This window comes from Citrobacter sp. Igbk 14 (assembly GCF_028069825.1).
In the GTDB taxonomy this organism is placed as follows: domain Bacteria; phylum Pseudomonadota; class Gammaproteobacteria; order Enterobacterales; family Enterobacteriaceae; genus Citrobacter.
Genome location: NZ_JANEWM010000068.1, coordinates 1 through 22216, shown reverse-complemented (window position 1 = coordinate 22216; position 22216 = coordinate 1). Strand labels below are relative to the sequence as shown.

The following is a 22216-nucleotide window of genomic DNA, read 5'->3' as shown; positions in this document are numbered from 1 at the left end:
GTAATTAATATTACGTTAATTTTTAGCGCCCATCTGTTAGATATGGTGCCGTTTAAGACCATTGTCATTCTAAGCATCCTCTTCTCAGTGTTTTTCCTGCTGCTTGCTGAATACACAAAAATGTATCAGCAGAAGATAAAAACCATCGGCATACGTAACCAAAAACGGCTGCTTTTTTGTACACTGTTGGCGATATCGTTCAACGAAGTGATCAGCATGACGGTGGCCGAACCGGAGTCACTTGGATACCTGGCAAGTCTGACACCGTCTTTTTTATCCCCTATTGTTTATTGGTATTTCATTCCTTTACCTTTTCTTTATTTTATTCGTTTTTTCATTTTTAAATATTCAACGAAAAAAAGCATTCGTGTGGCGATTATTGGTCTTACCGACAACGGTGTGGCAGCTGAAAATGCGTTGATAGCTGAATACTCCAATATCAAATTAGATTTGGCTTTTTATGACGAACGCGCGTTGTCCCGCTGTGGTGATATCGTGGATAAGATAAAAAGTCCCTTTCGCGGCCCGGTCATCAATCTGGTTGAAGAGGCTAAGCAAGGGAATATCGACGAGATCTATATCGCATTACCGATGGTGGCATTACATCGTATTCGTCACTTTTTGGCCATGATGTCAGATACCACGGTAGATACCTATATTGTTCCTGATTTTTATACCTACAGTAACAATATGTCCAAGCTGCGCTCGATCCACAATCTGCAAACCATTGGCATCTTTAGCTCACCGTTTGAAGGGGCCGGTTCATTTATTAAACGTGCGGAAGACCTGATTCTCGGTAGCATCATTATGGTGATGATCTCCTCATTGATGTTAGCGATTGCTATTGGTATTAAACTGACCTCCCGTGGCCCGGTGTTTTTCAAACAAGATCGATACGGCCTGAGTGGACAAAAAATTAAGGTATGGAAGTTTCGCTCGATGCGAGTTATGGAGAATTCCGATACGGTTATCCAGGCCACCAAAAATGATCCACGCGTGACAAAATTTGGTAGTTTCTTGCGACGCACTTCTCTGGATGAACTCCCGCAATTCATTAATGTGTTGCAGGGAAGTATGTCTATTGTCGGTCCCAGACCCCATGCGGTTACGCACAACGAACAGTACCGTAAACAGGTCGAAAATTACATGATCCGCCATAAAGTTAAGCCGGGGATCACCGGGCTTGCGCAGATTAACGGTTTCCGTGGGGAAATCGATGCACTTTATAAGATGGAAAAGCGCGTTCAGTATGATATCGAATATATTCAAAACTGGTCGTTATGGCTGGATATAAAAATTATTATTAAAACTATTTTCAAAGGATTTGTCGGTAAGAATGCATACTAAATTAATAGTTATTACCGGAATCGTGATATCGCAGTCCGCATGGGCTGATCTAACGCCGAAATCACACATTGGCTTTGCGGGGATCGACTTCCAGGGCAAAGTTGCTGTGGATTACGGTTATGATGATAACGTGACTTATCAACCCCATAACCGCGATGCGATAGGTTCAGCTTTCCAGAGCGCGGCACCTGTGTTTAGTATGATCGGTGAGCGCGGTCAGGATAAATATTTGCTAATGTATTCAGGTGATTATCGTAACTACTCAAGCAATTCTGCCGATAACTATAACGACCATTTTTTCCGTTTTAACGGTGCCTGGCGTTATGGGCAAATGCACGGCTTAACCCTGAATCTGGAAGATTCAATTGGACATGAATCTCGCGGTCGCGATATCACTGAGGGTTTTTTGCCGAGCCAGTTCCGCCAGTATGGAATTAACTCTCCGCTGACGAATAATTTTATCAACAGTGAGTTGCGCTATAGCTATGGTGCACCAGATGGTCGCGGCAAAGCGGAACTGGCACTGTTATATAAAAAACTGACGTTCGGGAATACCTCGGATGTGCAGGATACCAGCCCGGATTTTTACAATTATATTCAGCAGCAGGAATGGCATGAAAATAGTCTGGTTGCTGAAGTTTTTGACCAATACACATCCAGAACGCGCTTTCGCTATAGTTTTATTACTAATCAGCGTCACTATGATAACAACTCAGAAAAAGACAGTAATGAATACTATTTGCTTTACGGTCTGAAATCGCAGTTGACGGGGAAAACCAACGTCGACATGAATATTTCGTGGCTGTACAAAACATTTGAAAATGCCGCAAACTCGAGTGATTTTAATGGTCTAAACTGGGATATAAAGGGGGAGTGGAAGCCGTTAAATCAGTCAGTCTTCACTGCCCACTCTGCTCAAAGCATTAAAGACCCCTCGGAAGTTGGGGGGTATATTTTAGTGACTGAGTATGGGATTTCTTACCAGCATTTCTGGCTGGGTAATCGTTTTTCTACTTTGCTGGACTACTCATACACCACGGAAGACTATAAAAAACAGAACAAGGATCGACATGATAAAAATGGTGTATTTAGCGTAACCATGAGCTATGACTACACGCCGTCTGTCAATTTTGAGATTAAATATCAATTAGATACCTTGAATTCGAATAAGGATACTGATTCGTTTTATATCGGTCCCAATGACAGTCAGGAAGTCATTAGAACGTTGGGTTATGATAATTCTATGATTATGCTTAAAGCTAAGGTTCAGATCTAAAATGAAAATAATAGAACTGTGCGCGTTTTTGCTATTCAGTATCCTGTTGGTCGGATGCACAACGTCCAGGCCACCATTAATGGACGATCCTGCTGCGGTGGCAGAGGATTACCGAATTGGGGCGGGGGATACTGTCAATATCGTTGTTTACGGGGAGCCCGAGATGACGATGAAATTTATCGTGGATAAGAGTGGAACAATAAACTTCCCTTATATCGGCGTGTTGGGTTTAAAAGATAAAACACCAGAACAGGTGAATATTGAATTAACTCAACGCTTGCGCAATGGGTATATGGTTAATCCCATGGTGACAGTGAGTCTTGCCGAGTTCCGCAAATTCTACGTGTCAGGGGAAGTGAAAAGCCCGAATGGATTCGCCTGGGAGCCGGGACTTACGGTAGAGAAAGCGATTGCTCAGGCGGGTGGATTTACTGACCGTGCAGATCGCAAAGATATCAACATTCGCCTCTCCGGTAGCAACCAGCTACTTGAGAATGTTGATTTAACGCACTCTGTTCGTCCTGGGGATGTCGTGATTATTGGCATGGGGTTCTTCTAACGATGAAACTATCTATAGTGGAAAATGGCAAGCAACGAGAAAACTCCGTCGATTTCTCCCGCTTTGCCAAAGAACTGAAAAAGAACGCCTGGAAAATCGCGCTGGCCGGCATTATTGCCGGGGTTGTCGCGTATCCATTAATCAGCATGATGTCATCCAAATATGTTTCGACTGCCACGGTGTTGATTAAGGCTCAAGCTGATAATGTGTCGCCCTTTCCCCAGGTTGATGGTTTTGATTCAACGCGGAGTGGTTACTACGAAACACAGTATGCATTGATGCAGTCTCGCATTATCCTCGAGCAGGCGGTCCGCGATCTGAAGCTGGATGAAAACCCGGATTTTACCGGGATGAAGCCCGGCTCGGGCAGTGAAGATCAGCAACTGAGGGTTGATCAAGCGCTGAAAACATTGTCGAAAGACCTGAAGGTCATCGGTATCCGTACCACTAATCTGGCCTCTATTTCTTATGAATCTTCCTCGCCTCAACTTTCAGCTGAGATAGCCAATGGCGTCGCTCAGGCTTTTATCAACTACACGGTAGAACAAAAGCGTCTGAAAGCCGAGCAGGCTCGCAATCTCAACTTTGAAAAAATGGAAGAGATTCAGAAATCGATAGCGAAACAAAAAGAGGAAATGGATAGCTACCTGAAAAACTCTGGACTGCTGACCTTCCGTGGTATTGATGGTTTTGAAACAGAGCAGTTAAGCATTGTGACCAACCGTCTTGCCGATGCGACCCAACGCCGTGTCGCTGCGGAGTCTGTTTACAATGAAGTCAATAGCCGAGGGAAATCTTCAGGCGATATCATTTCGCTGCCATCAGTTTCTGACCATGCGCAGATTCAGGATTTACGCATTGCGCTGATTCAGGCGCAGCGCACATTGTCGGAACTGCGCAAAGTGTATGGCCCTAAAAGTGCCAATATTTTAAAAGCAGAAGCCGATGTGCAATCAATCCAAAATCAAACGGGTCGGGTGCTGGGTGAGCTAAAACTTGGCTTACGTCAGCAGTATTTGGCTGCACTGGCCGACGAAAAGAATTACCAGCAGCAGGTTGCTGAGCAAAAAGAGATCTTCCAGAAGATGGCATCAAAACGGGATGCCTATAACAGCCAAAAATTGGCGTTAGATAAAATGGAAGATCTGTATAAGACGCTTTATCAGCGGACTCAGGAATTGTCGCTGTCCGGGGTTAATGCGGATGCGGTGCTGTATGATCCCGCCGTTCCTCCGTTAAAGCCGTCTAAGCCGAATAAATCGCTGTTGCTCGTGATGGTGGTGATGTTGGTTGTGGTATTCAGCATCATGTATTTCATCGTCAAAGCGGCAATGGATAATTCAATTAGCACCCTGAGCCGTCTGAAGAAACGTCTCAATGTCGAGCCATTGGGCGAAATTCGTCGATTTACCGGTACTTCGGGTCGCGCACAGGTGCGGGATATGATACTGAAGAACCCGCTGAATGCCGATATCATCCACGGTATTCGCACCCGAATTATGCTGGATAACCGGCCGCTGCAAACGGTCGCTATTGCTTCGGCGGAGCAGGGGGAAGGGCGTTCCCTGTTGGCGAATCTGTTGGCCAGCTCATTCAGCTTCGATCAGAAAACGTTGCTTATTGATGCAGATTTCTTCAATACCAACGGCCTGTCTTCTGAACTGGCATCGGCGACGTCTGCGGGTGTGGCGGAGCTGTTGCGGGGTGAGGCTCCGCTAGAAAAAGCACGGGTTAAGATCGCTGAAAATCTTGATTTCATCCCCCACGGTAAGACGACCATTTCCTCTTTACTGATGCTGTCGTCAGAGCACGTTGAACCCGTGATGCGCGAACTGAAGTCGCAGTATCAACGCATTATTATTGACGTTGCAGCGGTGAATCAGAGTCAGGATATCCAACTGATCAAACGAGCCGTTGATGGGGTTATCTTTATCGTGAAAGCCGGGACCGGTTCTGCGGAGAATATCGCCGGCGCGCTGGATAAAATTGAGGATAATCAGGGCGTGGTGATTGGCGCTGTGTTGAATGCGGTAGAGGAAAAAAACCTTGAAACGCAGGAAGGGTTGCGCTCATTGAACTTCAATACTGACCAACTGATGACTACGCCAGGTCGTGTATGAGTTTACTGAAGAGCGCTTCTACGATAGCCAGTTCATCAGTCGTTTCGCAGCTGATTGGTGCGCTGTCTATCTGGTTGATCTCACATAAGTACGATATGGCAGAGGTTGGGCTGTATGCGCTCAACTACAGTATCGCGGTGGTGGGGGCACAGGTATGTACCTTTGCCTCCCAGCTTTTGATTCCCAAACAGCAGGATGACGAGCTGGCGCAAAATGTAGTGTTCTGTTTGCTGCAAAGTGCACTCATTGCATTACCGTATGCCGTCCTGACCGCGTGGTTGTTTCACCAGAACATACTGTTTCTCTATTTGCTGACGCTTTCAACGGCGTGGGCGTTAATATCGGAAAACTTATCGCTGCGGACAGCCAACTTTTATTTTCTGATCTTTCAGCGTATTTCTGTCTCTGTGGTGGTGGTGCTCTCGGTACTGCTCACGCACCAGGTACAGACATTTTACTGGTCATGGGCCTGCGCCATGATACTGCTGACCACTAGCTGTATTTTACATTCGTTTGATATTCGCTCGGTGACGTCGCAGCATTTGCGCCCGGCAAGTAATTTGCGATTTTTTAAACAGAATATTCATCACATCACTAAAGTCGGTAGCGCTGAGGTGCTGGCAATGGCGAGCAGTAACTTGCCTATTATGCTGATTAACTTCTGGTTTTCGGCGCTGACGGCGGGGTATTTTTCCGTTGTAAGCCGGTTCTGTCTGGCACCGGTAGTGATTATCGGCAACGCGGTACGCAATACCATTTTTTCTAAATGGTCCATCGACTTCAGAAATAACACCTTCAATTATCAGGAGTATACGAAGGTACGTATGCTGCTGTTAGTGCTGGGGGTTGTCTGTACCTTAGGTGTCTTTATTTTCTATCCCATTGTGATGCGACTGGGTTTTAGCGAAGACTGGATTAACTCCATTGAGACGTCGCGCTACATGCTGCCCTATTTGTTCCCGGCGCTGGCGATAAGTCCTTTAACGGTGATTGAGCTTATTTTTGGCTCGCACCGCTATTTTCTGCGTATCCAACTTGAACAGTTGGCGATTGTGCTTCTGGCGTTTGTGGTCGTTCCCTATTTTTACCATGATTATGCGGCGTCAGTAATATTGTTCTCTTCACTGACATTTATTCGCTATGCGTTCATTTACCTGAAAATGAACAAGCGGGCCAATCTCCTGAAAAACAAGCCGGTGACGCCATGACACTGAATACCGGAAATTATTTACAGGTCTACACTTTTATAACGCTGATCCTGTGTGGTCTGGTGCAGTATTTCACCGGCATGCAATCCGTGTTGTGGATCCCGTTTTTCCTGACATTACTGATGGTGGGATTACTGGTGATGCAGACGCGAGACGGGGCGCTGCGTCTGGATGCACAGGAAACCATTATCCTTGCGCTGTATTTTTCCTTTCTGGTGCTGGCGGGAACATCGACCCTGATTCAGGGCGGGGTCACCGTGGCAATTGTGGCCTTCAAAAACGAAATCGCGTTATCGCTGGTGATGGTTTGTTTGCTGTTGGGTTTCTGCCGTGAATCGCAGATATATCGGGCGACGCGCTATCTGTACTGGGTGTTTTATGCGCAAATTCCGGTGATGATTTATCAGGTTTTGCTGGTTGTTCCTCAGCGTGTGGCTGTGCGCGGGGAAGATGAAAAATGGGACTCCGTGGTAGGCACATTCGGCGGAGACCCGATGGGTGGCGGCAATACGGCGGCGATGGGGTTATTTTGCCTGTTAATTATGTTGCTGAAACTCTCTGAATATAAGCACGGGCTTACGACGTTTAAATCCGCAGCGCTGCATATCATCCTTGGAATAGGGTTATGCATCATTGGTGAGGTCAAGTTTGTCATCCTGCTGTCACCGATATTTCTGGCATGGGTGTGGATATCGCCGAGCTATGTTAAAGATGTCAGTAAGGTAAACCTGAAGACGTTATTCGTCATTGTGGCAGGAATGCTGGTGCTCATCGGCCTGTCGATTATGATACTGGCCTGGTACTACTCTTCCGCTTTTGGCAGCGATCCGACGAAAGGCCCATTAAGCATTTTTATTGATTCATTGAGCTATATCTTTGATCCGAACTACATCATGTCGACCGGAGAGTTGGGGCGTTTCACAACGTTTCTGTTCTGGTTAAAAAATAACGATCTATGGGGACTGTCGGGCACATTATTTGGCTATGGGCTTAATGCTACAAACAGTGGTAGTACGGTCTCCCCTGGGTTTTTGAACATTATCTATAACCTGATTTTAGACTCGACTGCTCTGAGTATGCTGCTGTGGGAAGTTGGCATTATTGGCACGCTGCTGTTTATTGGCTTGTTTATTTATATTCTGAAAGTGTGCCAGCCAAAACCAGTATTGATGCTGGAACAGTTGGATAAACAGGATCTGCAGTTACTGAGCTTTGCGCCAGCATTTAACGCTTTCGCTATCAGTTGTTTAATCAGTTTACCTTACAGTCAGATATTGATGATTACGCCGATGTTACAGTTCCTGTTCTATTTATCGCTGGGGGCGAGCTTAGTGATTCGTCGAACCGTACTGCGCAGTGCAGGGGGATGGTATGGACAATAAACCATTTATTTCAGTGAGTATTAAAACGCTCAACGAATCTAAAGGCATTGAGAAAACGATCGACAGCATTCGGCGTCAGTTGGTCGGGTATCCGCATAAGATTATCGTGGCTGACAGTTTGTCGACAGATAACACCCAGCAGTTGGCTGCCAATAAGGGCGTCACGGTAGTGTCACTCACCGATCCTGGCGATCGCTGTTGTGGAGTGGGCCATCAGTTGGGTTATCTGTACAGCGAAGGGGAATATTTATTACTGATGGATGGAGATATGGAGCTGGAAGATGGCTTCATTGACCAGGCTATTGCCTTTTTGCAGGCAGAACCAAACTATGCCGGGGTGGCCGGTACCGTCGAAATGGATGATGCCGTTAACTATGAATTTAAGTCTCGTAAGCAGCGGATCAATAAAATCTATCCTCTTGGCGATAGCGATCATCTGGGGGGCGGTGGACTGTATCGTCGGTCGGCAATTGAAAAAATTGGTTATCTGACCAACCGTAATTTGCACGCGTATGAAGAGGCTGAGCTGGGTCTGCGTTTAATCGAAGCGGGCTATAAACTGCGGCGTCTGGATATTCCTTACTTCAGTCATACGTCACATACGCTGCCGACGTTTAAGATGCTGGCGCGCCGCTGGACCAGCGGTTATTACCAGGCTCCGGGTGAGCTTTTGCGTTGTAGTTGGGGGAAACCCTGGTTTTCCCAGTCATTCAACATCGTGAAGAATGAGGCGGTATTTGCGCTCTACCTTATTCTCTTATTTGTTGCACTGCTCACCTTTAATATCAACGTGTTTGCCGTTGCGCTTCTCCCATTACTGGCATTTGCCTTGTTGAAGATTGTGCAAAATCGCTCGTTAACAGATGGGCTGCAAAGCGTTATTAATTTAATCGTACGCTCAGCGGGGCTGATCAAAGGTATTTTTTATCCGGTACGCGATCCGCTGACTCCGCCCAACAGTAAAATCATTCATGAATAACCGGGGCAGGCGCCATGAAAGTATTATTAGTTAACAAGTTTTTTTTCATCAAAGGCGGCGCGGAAACGGTTTATTTTCAAGAACGCGACATGCTGAAACAGGCTGGTGTCCAGGTCATTGATTTTTCCATGCAGCATGAGAAAAATTTCCCCTCTGATTATGCGGATTATTTCGTCAGCAATGTCGATTACCATAAAGAGAGTAATCTGTTGGGGGGTATCAAAACCGCGGTTAACTTTATTCATAACACCCAGGCCTGCAAAAAAATGCTGGCGCTTTTACAAAAAGAACGCCCTGATATCGTTCACTTTCATAATATTTACCATCAGTTGACGCCGGCGTTAATTAAAGTGGCGCGTAATTTTGGTTGTAAAACGGTGCTGACGGCGCACGACTATAAGATTGTCTGTCCCGCATACTCCATGTTACGTGATGGGAAGGTGTGTGATGCCTGTATCACCGGTACCGTTTTCAATGCCTTCCGCTATCGCTGTCAGGAAGGCTCTGCCTCGAAAAGCTTGCTGCTCTCGTTAGAAGCAACCTGGCAATACATTGCCCAGAATTATCAGGCTCTGGATGTGATTGTTTCACCCAGCGTCTTTTTACGCGGCGTGTTACTCCGAACGTTGCCAAAATCGCGAATCGATGTGATCGTCAATGGTGTTGATGATAGCCAGCCCATCGATGAGGTCGTCGATGACGGTTATATACTGTACTTCGGCCGCCTGAGCCGTGAAAAGGGTGTGGCAACGTTGCTGGCCGCTCATCAGAAAATGCGTAACCCGGCTCCGCTGAAAATAGTGGGGCACGGTCCGTTGCATGACGAGTTAGTGGCGAAATACCCGGAAGCTGAGTTTTTAGGTTATGTACAACAAGGGGATGCCCTCAATACGCTCATTAAGCATGCTCGCGTGGTGATCCTCCCCTCTGAATGTTATGAAAACTGCTCAATGGCGGTGCTGGAGGCGATGTCTTTCGCGAAACCGGTGATCGGGTCGCGCATTGGCGGGATCCCCGAACAAATACGCGACGGTATTGAAGGGCTTTTATTTGAGCCGGGTAATGCGCAGGAACTGGCGAAGGCGATGGATGCTCTGGTTGATGACCCGGATAAAGCACGCGTCATGGGCTTACGGGGGCGTGCGCGCCTGAGTGAAAAATATGCGCTTAGCAAACATATGGATACCTTACAGGCGCTATATAAAGAACTTCTGAGCAGGCCATAGAATGAGTAAAAAAATAACGGTTTTTGGTACTCGCGGTATTCCGGATGTCCTGGGCGGTGTGGAAACCCACTGCCAGAATCTTTACCCGGCGATTAAACAACAGTTTGACGTTGATATTTGTGTTATCGCCCGCTCGCCGTATGTTAGCTACAAACGATCTTCTTATAAGAAAGTTGAGACCTATGCGCTGTGGGCACCCAAAAAACGGTCACTGGAAGCGATTGTGCATTCCGTTTTAGCGGCGTTTAGAACCTGTGTCGATCGTTCTGATATTGTGCATGTCCATGCTATAGGGCCGGGTTTGGTGATCCCATTATTACGCGTGTTAGGTAAGAAGGTGGTTTTTACCCACCACGGGCCTGATTACGATCGTCAAAAATGGGGATTTGTCGCCAAAAAAATATTGCTGCTGGGTGAACGCTGGGCGGTAAGATATGCCAATGAGGTGATAGTGATTTCTGAGGTCATTAACCAACTGATTCAGAAAAAACATGCTCGCTATGATGCGCATTTGATTTTCAACGGTGTCAATAAGCCCCGTCCGTTGTCAGATCAAACCCTTCATGCCACGCTTTCCCGCTTTGGACTCGAGGCGAAAAATTATTTCGTGGTGGTCGGACGGTTTGTGGAAGAAAAGGGGATGCATGATGCGATCTCCGCGTACAAACAAAGTGGTTTGCAACAGCCGCTAGTGCTCATTGGCGATGCAGATCATCCAACGGAATACAGTATTCGACTCAAGCAACTTGCCGCTGATACCCCTGGCGTGGTGATGACCGGATTTTTAAGGGGAGATGAACTTCAGGCGGTGTTTTCGCAGGCCAGGCTTTTCGTTATGCCTTCCTACCATGAAGGGCTACCGATTGCGCTTCTGGAGGCGATGTCGTATTCCCTCCCTGCGGTGGTGAGCGATATTCCCGCAAATTTGGAAGTGCAGTTGCCGTCTGAGGCCTATTTTCGGGTCGGCTCATTGTCCAGCCTTGCTGAGAAATTAACTGCCTGGGCCAGCGCAAATAGCGTGGACTATCGTGTCTATTTGCAAAATTATGACTGGCAGGAAATTGCCAGAAAAACAGTCAATGTCTATCACTCAATTGATAAAGATATAGGTTAATTTTGACCAGTCCTCAGAATCGCCCCCCCGTCATCGAACGATTTTATGCGCAACTTGATGAGCATATATCGGAGGGACTGACTCCGGAACAAAAAGACGGGATCGAGAAAGCGATCGTCGCCAGCACTCTGGCATCAAGGCATCGGATCGATATTCGCAGAAGTTTTCCATTTTTCGGTAAACGCTTTTATCTGGTTTTTTTATTCGGCAGAGACTTACGTCAGCGGCATCGTCAGGAGTCGACCTTATCGACCATGTTGCTAACTTTTTTGTTGCTGCTAGGTACGCTGTTTGTCACCTGCTGCGTATTACTGACGCTATACATGATCAAATCCGCATTGGGTATTGATGTATTCCAACATTTTCACGTGGGTATTTGGGACTGGTGGTTAAGCCTGAAAGACCGCTAGTGTTAACAAACCTGTGGAGGCGTCACTGCAATGAAGTGTAAATGGTTTTCTGCGCTGTTGTGTCTGTTCTGTCCGCTGACGGTATTGGCCGCATTAACGACCGTAACCCCCAAAGCATTGACGGGCCCACTGACAAACCCAGGTATCGGGGTCGCCAGTTTTCATCAGGGATACGGTGAAACGCTTGGACTAGCGGATTATCCCGACACAGGCTTTGAATATGAGCGCTTTTACTGGCGTGACCTTGAGCCTGTCGAAGGCCAGTACAATTTTGCACTGGTTGATGACGCCTTCAGGTATGCCGCGGCACATCGACCGGCGATGAACGTCGGACTGCGGTTTATGGCGCTTGCTGAGCCGGAAACGGGTTCACAAATTCCCGACTGGTTGATTAAAAAAGGCGTAAAGGGAACCTGGACGCCTGACAAAAAAACCTTTATCCCTGATTTAGACGATCCCCTATTTATTGAATATAGCCAGCGCCTGCTGAACGCAATGGGTAAACGCTATGATGGTAACGAGAACCTGGCTTTCGTGGATATCGGCATGGTGGGGTCGTGGGGAGAGTGGCATAACAGCAACTTCCCGATGCTGAAGCCATTGCTGGAGCGCTACACCACGGCGCAGTTGGACCGCTATGTGACGATGCATTTCTCTGCTTTCCCCAGTACGCCAAAAATCATGTTAATGAGTGGTGGGCAAAGTCTGGCGAATGCGGTCGCGCGCGGGGCGGGCTGGCGTGCGGACTGCCTGGGCGATCTCCGCGTGTTTTCTGCTTCATGGAATCATATGGCGGATGATTATCCGCAACGGCTGCAGGCCGCACAGAAAAGCTATTCAGGATTTAACGATGCCTGGAAACATGCGCCAGTGAGTTTTGAGATCTGCTCGTACATGCAGGACTGGAAAAATACTTTTCACTATACGCGAGAGGAAGTGCAGGGGATTTTTGACTGGGCGGTGAAGCAACATACCAGTACGATTAACCTGAAATCGAGAACAGTGCCCCGTGAGTATCGTCCGATTGTCGACGAGGCACTGACAAAACTGGGCTATCGGTTTCGCTTAGCATCTCTGAGCCACGAGTCAGTCTGGGAAGGTGGACAAGAACTGACCCTGACAAGCACCTGGTATAACGAAGGGAACGCGCCGATTTACCTTCCCTACACGCTGGCATTTCGCCTGGTCAATGAGGCCAATAAGGTGGTGGCACAAGGGAATGTCCCGGAAGATATACGTCACTGGCTGCCCGGAAAACACCCACTGAGTTACCCGATGCCGATGCCTGGGACGCTGCCAAAAGGGAAATATGCTATTGAAGCGGCGATTGTGGATAAATCCGGTGCGGCAAGAATTAACTTTGCCAATGAAGGGAAGCTGAGCAACGGTTGGTATCGCGTCTCCGCGGTAACGGTGGAATAGCCTGCCGTAGTAAGGAGCCTGTCAATCAGGCTCCTTGTCGTTGAAAATTAAACGTGATAGCCATCCGGATTGTTTTTTTGCCAGTTCCAGGTATCGCGTATCATTTCATCCAGATTGTAGATGGCCTGCCATCCCAACTCTTTTCGTGCTAACGACGGGTCTGACCAACATTCGGCAATATCCCCGGGCCTTCTGGCCACAATCTTATAATTAATTCGGGTTTGCGCCGCTTTCTCAAAGGCTGCGATCAGGTTAAGTACGGAATACCCGATACCGGTACCGAGGTTGATGACTTTGTATGCCGCACCTTTTTGCTGACAATCCAGTGCCGCTAAATGACCAGTTGCCAGATCCATCACATGGATGTAATCACGCACACCGGTGCCGTCGGGGGTTGGATAGTCATTTCCATAGACCGACACGCTTTCCAGCTTGCCAATCGCCACCTGAGAAATATACGGTACCAGATTGTTGGGGATACCATTCGGATCTTCGCCAATCCTGCCCGATGGATGCGCGCCGACTGGGTTAAAGTAGCGTAGGCAGGTGATTCGGAAATCGGGCTGTGCGCGGGAAAAGTCTGCCAGAATTTGCTCGACCATGAATTTTGATGTGCCATACGGATTGGTGGTACCACCGGTTGGCGATTGTTCACTTAATGGAACGCTTTCCGGGTTGCCGTATACCGTGGCGGAAGAGCTGAAAATAAAGTGTTTCACCCCTGCAGCTAACATCTCACGCAGCAAAACCAGCGTGCCGGTGACATTATTGTCATAGTAGGCCAGCGGCTCTTTTATTGATTCTGAAACTGATTTTAGTCCAGCAAAATGAATGACATCGGTAATGTTATGGTTAGAGAAAATCGTTTTCAGAACATCGTTGTTCAGCACATCAGCGATATAAACGACGGGCGCTTTGCCAGTCAGTTCCGCAACCCTGTCCAGGGATGTTTGTGAGGAGTTGGAAAGGTTATCGATGACCACAACATCATCACCTCTTTCCAGAAGCGCCAGCACGGTATGTGAACCAATATAACCAGCACCACCAGTGACTAGAATTGCCATACAGTCTCCAGATATATTTTTTGCAAACTATCATTAATTCATTAATGCCACCGGCATAAATAAACGTTATTGGTGGCGTCGGTTAAGGTAATAATTCCGGTATTTCACCCTGCATTTATAAGATATTTTTTTAAGTATAGAAAATAGGCTGAATTTACTTATCTTACTGTCATACACGATATAGTTATCGGTGAAGTTGAGTGTGTGAACGCCCTCGCTTTGGTTAATGCTGGCATTGATCTGCGTAATCAAACGCTCATCAAAGCTGGATGCGTTAAGCGTGATTAGCTCTTTGATATAAACTGACTTTCCGTACGTCTCTGGTGTGCATTCCTGGGTGAGGAAATAGAGTTTATTATCAACGCAGTGTGGTGCGCCAGCGCCCCGTGGGTGTTGATTCGACAGGTTAAGCGTGGGCTCGATTTTTTGCCATGGTCCGGTTACATCACTGGCAGTATGGATAACTAGCTCATCTTCCATCGTGGTGGATAAAAGATAAAGATTTTCATGCAATGAGACGACGACGTTATCGGTGAGCGCCTGGTCCGGTACTAATACTTTTACCTGTTTCCAGCGCGTAGGGAACGCTATCGACTGGAATAAGATAACCTCTTTCCTTTCTGAAGACTCTGGGATCATGAAAAGCTGATCGTTGCTGTAAAATAAAAAAGGAAATGATAAATGGCATTTTAGGTTATCAAAACCATCGAGTTTCACATCCTCAAGCTCAACCAGGTTAGCATCAAGGATACGGCAGCGCAGAATACCTTGCGAATTACGAAAGCTTAGTGCTTCATAAAAAACATAAACTTTATTGTCTTTTTCAATAATGAAAGGATCGGCCTGAAAGGTATATTTCTTTTTGAGCTGTTGGGCTCGGGTGTTGTTCAGAATTTCCAGCGTGTTAGTGGGAAAGGTATGCGAACCATTATTTTTTAGGATCATAATATCCCACGACTCATGAAAAAATAACATATTAATCAGTCTGTTATTTTTCGTTCGCATGCGTAACGGCTCCTTTTTATCGCTTAATCTATTGCGGGTTCCACGACGGCCACACTGATGGCTAGTTTAAAAGCTAGTCGCAAGAGGAGTGTTTGTCTACTGACAGAAATCGTAGTGGGAGGATTGCCAGAGCATCCGTGCTCCAGTGCTGATTTACTCGAAATGGACGTGTGGATTATCGGCCAGCGAAACGTAAGTTTTGCTGTTCTTATCCAGCGTACGAATTTCTCCGCTTTCGATGTCGTAGACCCAGCCGTGCAGACGAATCGCGTTGTTACGCAGACCAACAGCCACGCAAGGATGCGTTTTAATGTTGTTCAACTGGGCAATCACGTTTTCTTCCACCATGGCATTCACTTTATCGATTTCGTTAGCCCAGGTTTTCTTTTCAACCACGGCTTTTGCGGCATCGGCATAGTGCAACCAGTGGGCGACAGCAGGCATCGGATCCAGGGGTTGGCTTTCTGCGATGGCTTTCATCGCGCCGCAGTTGGAGTGACCACAGATAACGATATCAGTCACGCCTAAAGCAACGACCGCGTACTCAATGGTGGCAGACACGCCACCAGGTTCCGGGCCAAAAGACGGTACGATATTACCGGCGTTACGGATAACGAAAAGCTGTCCTGGCTCTTGCTGCGTCACTAACTCTGGCACCAGTCGGCTGTCAGAACAGGAGATGAAAAGCGCTTTAGGATTCTGGCTGGATGCCAGGCTGCGGAAGAGTTCCTTGCGTTGAGGGAAAATCTCTTTTTGGAAGTTGAGGAAGCCCTCAATGATATGTTGCATAGCAGTGTCTCTTTTCTCTGTTTAAGCAGGTTATGATGAAGATCACACTTTCCAGTTTAACACCAGCCGACAGAAGGGAAAGACTTTATAGCAGTTCGGTCACTATCTTTGGGCAATGTTGCCCTGACGAAGCAGGGCAAGCGTAGCGGTCTGCGTTACATGTTCTGCCGTTTCTGGTATGCCGTTTTTAGTCTGTTCATTGCGTCCACCAGGACGGCGCGCGGGCAGCCAACGTTCAGACGCATGTGCCCCTCTCCGCCTGGGCCATATTGTGACCCCGGCGACAGGCCGAGTCTGGCTTCATGGACAAAAAAATCGCGTAGCTGCGTCTCGTTAAGCGCCATTTTTTCAGCATTCAGAAAGAGCAGATAGGATGCGCCACCATAGACAATTGAGATCAACGGACAGTGCATTTCGATTTCACTTTTAACAAATGCCACGTTATCAGCCAGATAAGCTAATAATTCCCGGTGCCAGTCACCGCAATGGGTATAGGCGCTATAAATCGTTGCCTGTTGCAGTGAGTGAGTCTCTGCAAGATAACAGTTATCGAGAAAATGATAGAACCGGTGACGCAGTTCATCATTCTTTATAATGGCTATTCCTCCCTGGATCGCCGCCGTGTTGAAGGTCTTGCTGACAGAAGTCAGTACGATTGACTGACTTCCTACTGCGTCATCGAGGGTAAAAAAGGGCAGGTGTTGCTTACCTGGCAGAGTTAAATCGCTATGCACTTCATCGGAAAGAATGATGACACCCGCCTGCTGGCAATAGTGACTGATTTTTTCAAGCGTTTCCCGTGACCACACCATTCCACCAGGATTGTGTGGCGAGGGAAAAAGAAACATTTTGCACTGTTTAAGTTTCTCGCTGAAATCTTGCCAGTCAAATTCGTAGCAACCGTCTTTTTCAATGAGACGGGTCTGGAGTAAATGCCTGCCGCTGGTTTTCACCAGGTTAGGGTAGGGGTCATATATTGGGGTACAGGTTAATATATTGTCTCCCGTGCGGGTAAGTGCCAGCAAAGACATGACAATAGTTTTTATGACGCCGGGAACAAAATGCAGCCAGTGCGATTTAAGTTCGGCATCATACTGTTTTGCGTACCACTGGATAACGGACTCTTTCCATTGCGGATAATCCAGGTTATAGCCTTGCACTGGCTGCGACACCACCGAACGCAGTGTATTCATGACAGGCTCTGGCGTCAGAAAATCCATGTCTGCAATCCACAGCGGTAATACATCGGTAGTGCCGTACATTTGTTGCAATTGGCCGTATTTACGGCAATTAACATCCCTTGTGACAAGATCATCAAACAAAGACATTGCTAACTCCTGGAAAGTCTCTGAAAATAGTTTACGCAACGCAAAAAGCGCAGAATGTTTATGTATATCTAATTGATATATTAAATTTACCCTGGTGATAGCTAATATTTATCTGCGTATTAGCCTATGATTTTTGCTCAACCATATGCTCTGTAGCTTCATTAGGTTCATATTTAGCAATACCGATACCCGTTGCCGCCCATAGCAGGGCAAAAATAACGCCGCTGTAGCAGAGGATTGCCCATGGAAGGTAATCAAGAGTAGTCACGCCCAGCATAGTGGCGCAATAAACACCAGAAGCAGACCACGGAATAATAGGTTCGACAACGGTTCCGGCATCTTCGGTAGTTCGCGAGAGGTTCTTCGCGGCCAGTCCACGTTTTTTGTATTCATCTTTAAAGGCATCACCGCACAATAACAACGGTAAGGTTCCATTGGCGGTACAGGCGCAAATGGTGAACGTCGTAACAATGGTGGTAGCGACTAAGCGGAATGTTGATTTAACCCCTTTTGTCAGCGCGTTAATGACCGTGTGCAGGGAGCCTGTCGCGCTCATGGCACCAGCAAAACTAAAGGCGCTGAAGACGGTCACAAAACTGCTGAACATAGAGATTGCGCCGCCTCGCTCTAATAAGCGTGAGACATCAGATGACAGTGCAGGAATATGATCTCCGGTGAGCATCGCGAGCTTAAAGCCGCTGACCACGGATTCGCCGACCGAAGATGCGCTGAATTGTTGAAAAACCAGAGCCAGAATCATTGATACGATGGTGGACAAAAACAGCATCGGGATAGGCGGTTTTTTCGACAGTGAGCCGTACAAAACGATAATCGGCGGTAGCAACAACAGAAGGTTGAACTGATAAATCTGGCCGATAGCGTTCATTAAATGAGTGATATTTTCTGGTGCACTGGCAGAGGCATCAATGCCCATACCCATATAGCTATACACCACGCAGCAAATAATAAATCCCGGGCCGGTGGTCCATAGCAAATGGCCAATATGGGAGTATAGATTTACACCGGCAGCCAGCGCCGCCATATTGGTTGAATCAGAGACAGGCGAGAGTTTATCGCCAAACCAGCACCCTGAAACAATGGCGCCGGCGGCGATGGGTAGAGAGACATTAAGGCCAATGGCTACACCAATCATGGCAATTCCGACGGTACCAATGGAACCCCACGACGTGCCGGTACACACTGAAATTAATGCACCCAGCATAAAGGCTGAAATATAAAAATACTGGGGGTTAATCCACTTCAAACCATAATAGATCATCATCGGGATGGTACCTGATACCATCCAGGAGCCAATCAAAAAACCGATACTGGCGACAATCAGAATGACTGGCAGTGCTTCTGATATTTTATTGCAAATCGATTGCAGAATATCATCCCATGTATAACCATGAGCAATGGCGATAAATGAAGCGGCTGCCGTTCCCATCAGGATCATAGGTTCGGCGCGAATATTGAATATAAAATATCCGATGCTAATCCCGCCCAGCATGATCACCATCGGTAATACTGACCAGAAGAAAGAGAGTTTTTTTCTGTAGTGTGAGGTACAGCTCTTTTGTTCCATAATTCCATCCCAATCGTTAACGGTTAAACAAGCCAAAGAAATACCTGCTACAGGCCAATCAATTACAGAATGGCGTAGTTACGTGAGTTGATAATTGAACTCTATTTTATTAACTGTTTCAGGCGATCTGTTCTGGCCTGCTGTTATGATGTTCATATTTCAGCAGTAAAATAAGAGATAGATTTTATAGTCAATTATCCCTCCGCATAAGGTGGATGATTTCGGCGTTGCTGACTGAGCTTGCGATACTGCTGAGGCGGCATACCGACGTATTTATGAAATGAGCTATAAAATCGACTGCTGGAGCGAAAACCCGCAATCATCGCGATATCCAGAATGGTTTTATCGGTGTCGCTGAGTAATGCCCGTACATGGTTGATACGCATCGCCGTAATATATTGTTTCATCGTTAGTTGCATTACGCGATGAAAAATACCCATTGCATAATTAGGGTTAAGTTTGACGTGATCGGCAATGGCCTCGACGGTCAGCAATTTGTCACAGTTGGCGGCAATAAATTCCAGCATCTGGCTGACGTAAAATTGTGAATGCCGCGAAATGCTGTTCTTCTGGGTCCGTACAGTTTGGTTTCCCAATACTGTCCGCCAGCCTGAGAGGCTAAACCGCTTGAGCATCAGGGCGATTTCATCAATGGCTAACTGACGAATCTGTTCGTTATCGCTGTTGAGCTCATTTTGCCAACGTTGAACCTCAAAAGCGCTAAGCTGCTGGGATGCCGACGAGGTAATCACCCTGCCGTGCGTCACGTGATTAATCAGCTCTCTATCCAGCGGCCAGGACAAAAACAAATGCATGGGCAAGTTGAAGATAGCCATCTGCTTGCAGTGCCCTGCATTCGTGAGCTGATGGGGGGTACACGCCCAGAACAGTGTGATAAAGCCTTGCTTGCTCTGTACTACTTCGTCATTGAACAGGTACTCAACATCACCATCAAATGGCACATTCACTTCAACCTGCCCATGCCAGTGACTGTAAGTCATGGCCAGCGGCTCCCGCAGCTCGACATCCATACGCTGATACTCTGAATAGAGTGCCAGTGGGCTACGAGTCTTTTTTTCATAGCTGCGACACATATGGGGATCATGCGGCAGCTGCGGAATACTTTTAGCCATTACGGGTTGGTTCCTGAAAAGTGAATTTGACCATGAGGTAGCGCCAAAGCATGAACATAGCTTAACCGAAAAAAATCACCGTTTTCTCTCCATTTTCGCGAAATTATTCCCAAAAACTCAGATCCTGTGCCTGTTGATTGCCGATCTGAGATAGCGGGAATGGCGAGGTTTAATTTTAAAAGCGCTCAACCATAAGGCACTTTGCTGTACCTGCTGGATGGCGGCTCTGACGCGCTATCCGGCCTACTAAAGCCTGTGAAACGTAGGCCTGATAAGCGCAGCGCCATCAGGCATTGACTGCCCGTGGCGGACGCAGGGGAAATCATAACCCGTACAGTTTTATTTTTCGGTACAGCGTGGCGATGCTGATCCCCAACTCTGTCGCGGCTTGTTTCTTACCTTCAACGCTTGAACCAAATCGCTGTATAACGTTTTCAATGGCATCTCTTTCTGCTTGTTTACCCTGATGGGCAAGCTGGCGAGGTTGCGCCATCATTGTGCTTTTTCTGCCATCGGCTGCGGTAAGCAGGTAAGGGGGCAGATGGCTGGCGTTGATCCCGGCGGCTTCTCCGCGCATGACAAAAATGTACTCGATGACGTTGCGCAGTTCACGGATGTTGCCCGGCCAGTGCCAGGCATAAAGACGGTTAATAACATCATCGGGAAGTTTTTGCGGCGGTCGCTGGTAGCTTAGCGAAAACTCGTCGGCAAAATATTGTGCCAGGACGGCGATATCCGCCCGTCGTTCGCGCAGGGAAGGGAGAACCAATGGCACCACGTTCAGGCGATAGAAAAGATCTTCACGAAACTGATTATTCTCGACCATCGCGCTGATGTTTTTGTTGGTTGCGGCAATAATCCGCACGTCAATATTGATGGTGTTATTGGACCCCACACGGGTGATGGCTTTTTCCTGCAGTACCCTGAGCAGCTTGGCCTGCAAATGCAGTGGCATATCGCCAATCTCGTCGAGGAACAGGCTACCCCCATTGGCCAGCTCAAACTTTCCCACTCGTCCTTTGGGATCGGCACCGCTGAATGCGCCGCGTACGTAGCCAAACAGTTCGCTTTCCAGGAGTTGTTCAGGGATAGCGGCGCAGTTGATGGTCACGAAGGGGGCGGCTTTACGCGGACTGCTCTGATGAATGGCAAATGCCACAACCTCTTTACCTGAACCACTTTCCCCGGTGATCAGTACACTGGCATAGCTGTTGGCGATTTTGCCAATGGTACTTCTGAGTTGTTCCATTGAGGGGGAATGGTCAATCAGACGTACCTGTGTATCAGACTCATATGGCGAGGGGGCAATCGTGCTCAGGTAGTCGTGCGCATCGCGAAAGATAACCATGGTTAATCGGTCGTTATCCAGTGACGAGAGCGAGATTTGTTTACACAGCACATGGTGTTTTTGCCCTTCAAGCGTCAGCCATGCTTCCTCATCGCCATACAAGCTGTCTCCGGTCGTTTCAATGGTCAGGGGTAACCCCTGAACCTCACGGTTAAGTATGCGATCTGCTGAATGGTTGGCATGCCAGATGCGGCCCTTGCCATCAATGGCCACAACGCCGCGATCCATGGCATCAATCAGACGACGAAAGGCACCGAGCGTCTCCTGCGCGCGTAAGCGTTCCAGGCATTCAAAGACCTTACTGGAGATCATGACGGCAATTTGCTCTATAAAGGTGACAAATTTATCGATCTGGCTAAGCAAGGTGTCACGCTGTATTTGCGTGGAACAAATAATACCGATCACCCCAATGACACGGTTATTGAGAAAAATAGGGGCATTCAAATCCAGCATTTCAGAGCAGTAATGGTGTTTTTCACACAGCTGACATAGAGGATGTTCACCGGGGTTTTTGATCAATACCGTCTCACGGACCTGCAAAACATGCCGATAGATATAACCATTTTTTGCCACGTTCTCATTGAGCATATGTCGGTATTTACCGGTGCCAGCAATGCGCATTAAAGATTCATCAATGATTTCTACATCAGTCCCGGTAATGCCAGAAATAGCATCGGCATAATTGCATATATCATCCTGAATATTGCTCAGTACTGAAATCATGATACTTCTCCGGTAAGGTGTCTCATTTCTCAATGAAAATGATAAATAGGCGAATCATCGCAAAATTGATTTGCGAAAAATCAATCTACCGCATTGTTTTTGTATGTTTTTTTGATTTTATCCTTCGTGATCACACTATTTCTCATTTATGAGAATTTATCAAAATCAGACGATAAACTAACGCAGACTATTTTTACC

At 47.2% G+C, this 22216-nt stretch carries 18 protein-coding genes; 11 read left to right on the top strand and 7 right to left on the bottom strand.

Annotated features, from left to right (window positions below; translation table 11 throughout):
* From NNN64_RS20040 to NNN64_RS19990, 11 genes are all read left to right on the top strand, one after another.
* Positions 1-1347: undecaprenyl-phosphate glucose phosphotransferase (locus tag NNN64_RS20040; RefSeq protein WP_271442515.1), on the top strand; the 1347-nt coding region annotated here is incomplete at its 5' end.
* On the top strand, positions 1337-2623 hold the full coding sequence (locus NNN64_RS20035; RefSeq protein WP_271442514.1) for an outer membrane beta-barrel protein: 1287 nt from the start codon (positions 1337-1339) through the stop codon (positions 2621-2623). The genes NNN64_RS20040 and NNN64_RS20035, both read left to right, overlap by 11 nt.
* 1 nt (position 2624) lies before the next feature.
* Positions 2625-3182 carry a polysaccharide biosynthesis/export family protein gene (locus tag NNN64_RS20030; protein ID WP_048212978.1) on the top strand — a complete coding sequence of 186 codons (558 nt, stop codon included), beginning with the start codon at positions 2625-2627 and terminating at the stop codon, positions 3180-3182.
* 2 nt (positions 3183-3184) lie between these two features.
* Positions 3185-5302: a GumC family protein gene (locus tag NNN64_RS20025; protein WP_271442513.1), complete on the top strand. Its 2118-nt coding sequence runs from the start codon at positions 3185-3187 to the stop codon at positions 5300-5302.
* Complete coding sequence (locus NNN64_RS20020; RefSeq protein WP_271442512.1) at positions 5299-6510, top strand: lipopolysaccharide biosynthesis protein; 1212 nt, start codon at positions 5299-5301, stop codon at positions 6508-6510. Before NNN64_RS20025 ends, NNN64_RS20020 begins: the two co-directional genes overlap by 4 nt.
* Positions 6507-7892, top strand: coding sequence for a capsular biosynthesis protein (locus NNN64_RS20015; RefSeq protein WP_271442511.1), 1386 nt, complete (start codon positions 6507-6509; stop codon positions 7890-7892). The genes NNN64_RS20020 and NNN64_RS20015 overlap by 4 nt, the downstream gene beginning before the upstream one ends.
* Positions 7882-8871, top strand: coding sequence for a glycosyltransferase (locus NNN64_RS20010; protein ID WP_271442510.1), 990 nt, complete (start codon positions 7882-7884; stop codon positions 8869-8871). The genes NNN64_RS20015 and NNN64_RS20010 overlap by 11 nt, the downstream gene beginning before the upstream one ends.
* Positions 8872-8885: 14 nt before the next feature.
* Complete coding sequence (locus NNN64_RS20005; RefSeq protein WP_271442509.1) at positions 8886-10097, top strand: glycosyltransferase family 4 protein; 1212 nt, start codon at positions 8886-8888, stop codon at positions 10095-10097.
* Position 10098: 1 nt separating this feature from the next.
* Positions 10099-11211 carry a glycosyltransferase family 4 protein gene (locus NNN64_RS20000; RefSeq protein ID WP_271442508.1) on the top strand — a complete coding sequence of 371 codons (1113 nt, stop codon included), beginning with the start codon at positions 10099-10101 and terminating at the stop codon, positions 11209-11211.
* Positions 11212-11213: 2 nt separating this feature from the next.
* On the top strand, positions 11214-11621 hold the full coding sequence (locus tag NNN64_RS19995; protein WP_101742956.1) for a hypothetical protein: 408 nt from the start codon (positions 11214-11216) through the stop codon (positions 11619-11621).
* 30 nt (positions 11622-11651) lie between these two features.
* The gene (locus tag NNN64_RS19990) at positions 11652-13043 is read left to right on the top strand and encodes a DUF4832 domain-containing protein (RefSeq protein WP_271442507.1); all 1392 of its coding nucleotides are present in this window, start codon (positions 11652-11654) and stop codon (positions 13041-13043) included.
* 47 nt (positions 13044-13090) lie between these two features.
* Here the strand turns inward: NNN64_RS19990 and galE are convergent, their stop codons facing one another.
* The 7 genes from galE to NNN64_RS19955 all read right to left on the bottom strand — a co-directional run bounded on the left by galE (position 13091) and on the right by NNN64_RS19955 (position 22018).
* Complete coding sequence (gene galE / locus NNN64_RS19985; protein ID WP_271442506.1) at positions 13091-14107, bottom strand: UDP-glucose 4-epimerase GalE; 1017 nt, start codon at positions 14105-14107, stop codon at positions 13091-13093.
* 66 nt (positions 14108-14173) lie between these two features.
* A complete protein-coding gene (locus NNN64_RS19980) occupies positions 14174-15112 on the bottom strand; it encodes a glucosamine inositolphosphorylceramide transferase family protein (RefSeq protein ID WP_271442505.1) in 939 nt (312 codons plus the stop codon).
* A gap of 153 nt (positions 15113-15265) precedes the next feature.
* A complete protein-coding gene (locus NNN64_RS19975) occupies positions 15266-15901 on the bottom strand; it encodes a carbonic anhydrase (RefSeq protein ID WP_005122990.1) in 636 nt (211 codons plus the stop codon).
* A gap of 155 nt (positions 15902-16056) precedes the next feature.
* The gene (locus tag NNN64_RS19970; protein WP_271442504.1) at positions 16057-17229 is read right to left on the bottom strand and encodes a MalY/PatB family protein; all 1173 of its coding nucleotides are present in this window, start codon (positions 17227-17229) and stop codon (positions 16057-16059) included.
* Positions 17230-17353: 124 nt separating this feature from the next.
* Entirely contained in the window at positions 17354-18814 is a 1461-nt protein-coding gene (gene nhaC, locus NNN64_RS19965) for a Na+/H+ antiporter NhaC (protein ID WP_271442503.1), read from the bottom strand.
* Between the two features lie 194 nt (positions 18815-19008).
* Entirely contained in the window at positions 19009-19947 is a 939-nt protein-coding gene (melR, locus tag NNN64_RS19960; RefSeq protein WP_137383572.1) for a transcriptional regulator MelR, read from the bottom strand.
* Between the two features lie 322 nt (positions 19948-20269).
* A complete protein-coding gene (locus NNN64_RS19955) occupies positions 20270-22018 on the bottom strand; it encodes a sigma-54 interaction domain-containing protein (protein ID WP_271442502.1) in 1749 nt (582 codons plus the stop codon).
* Positions 22019-22216 lie beyond the last annotated feature (198 nt).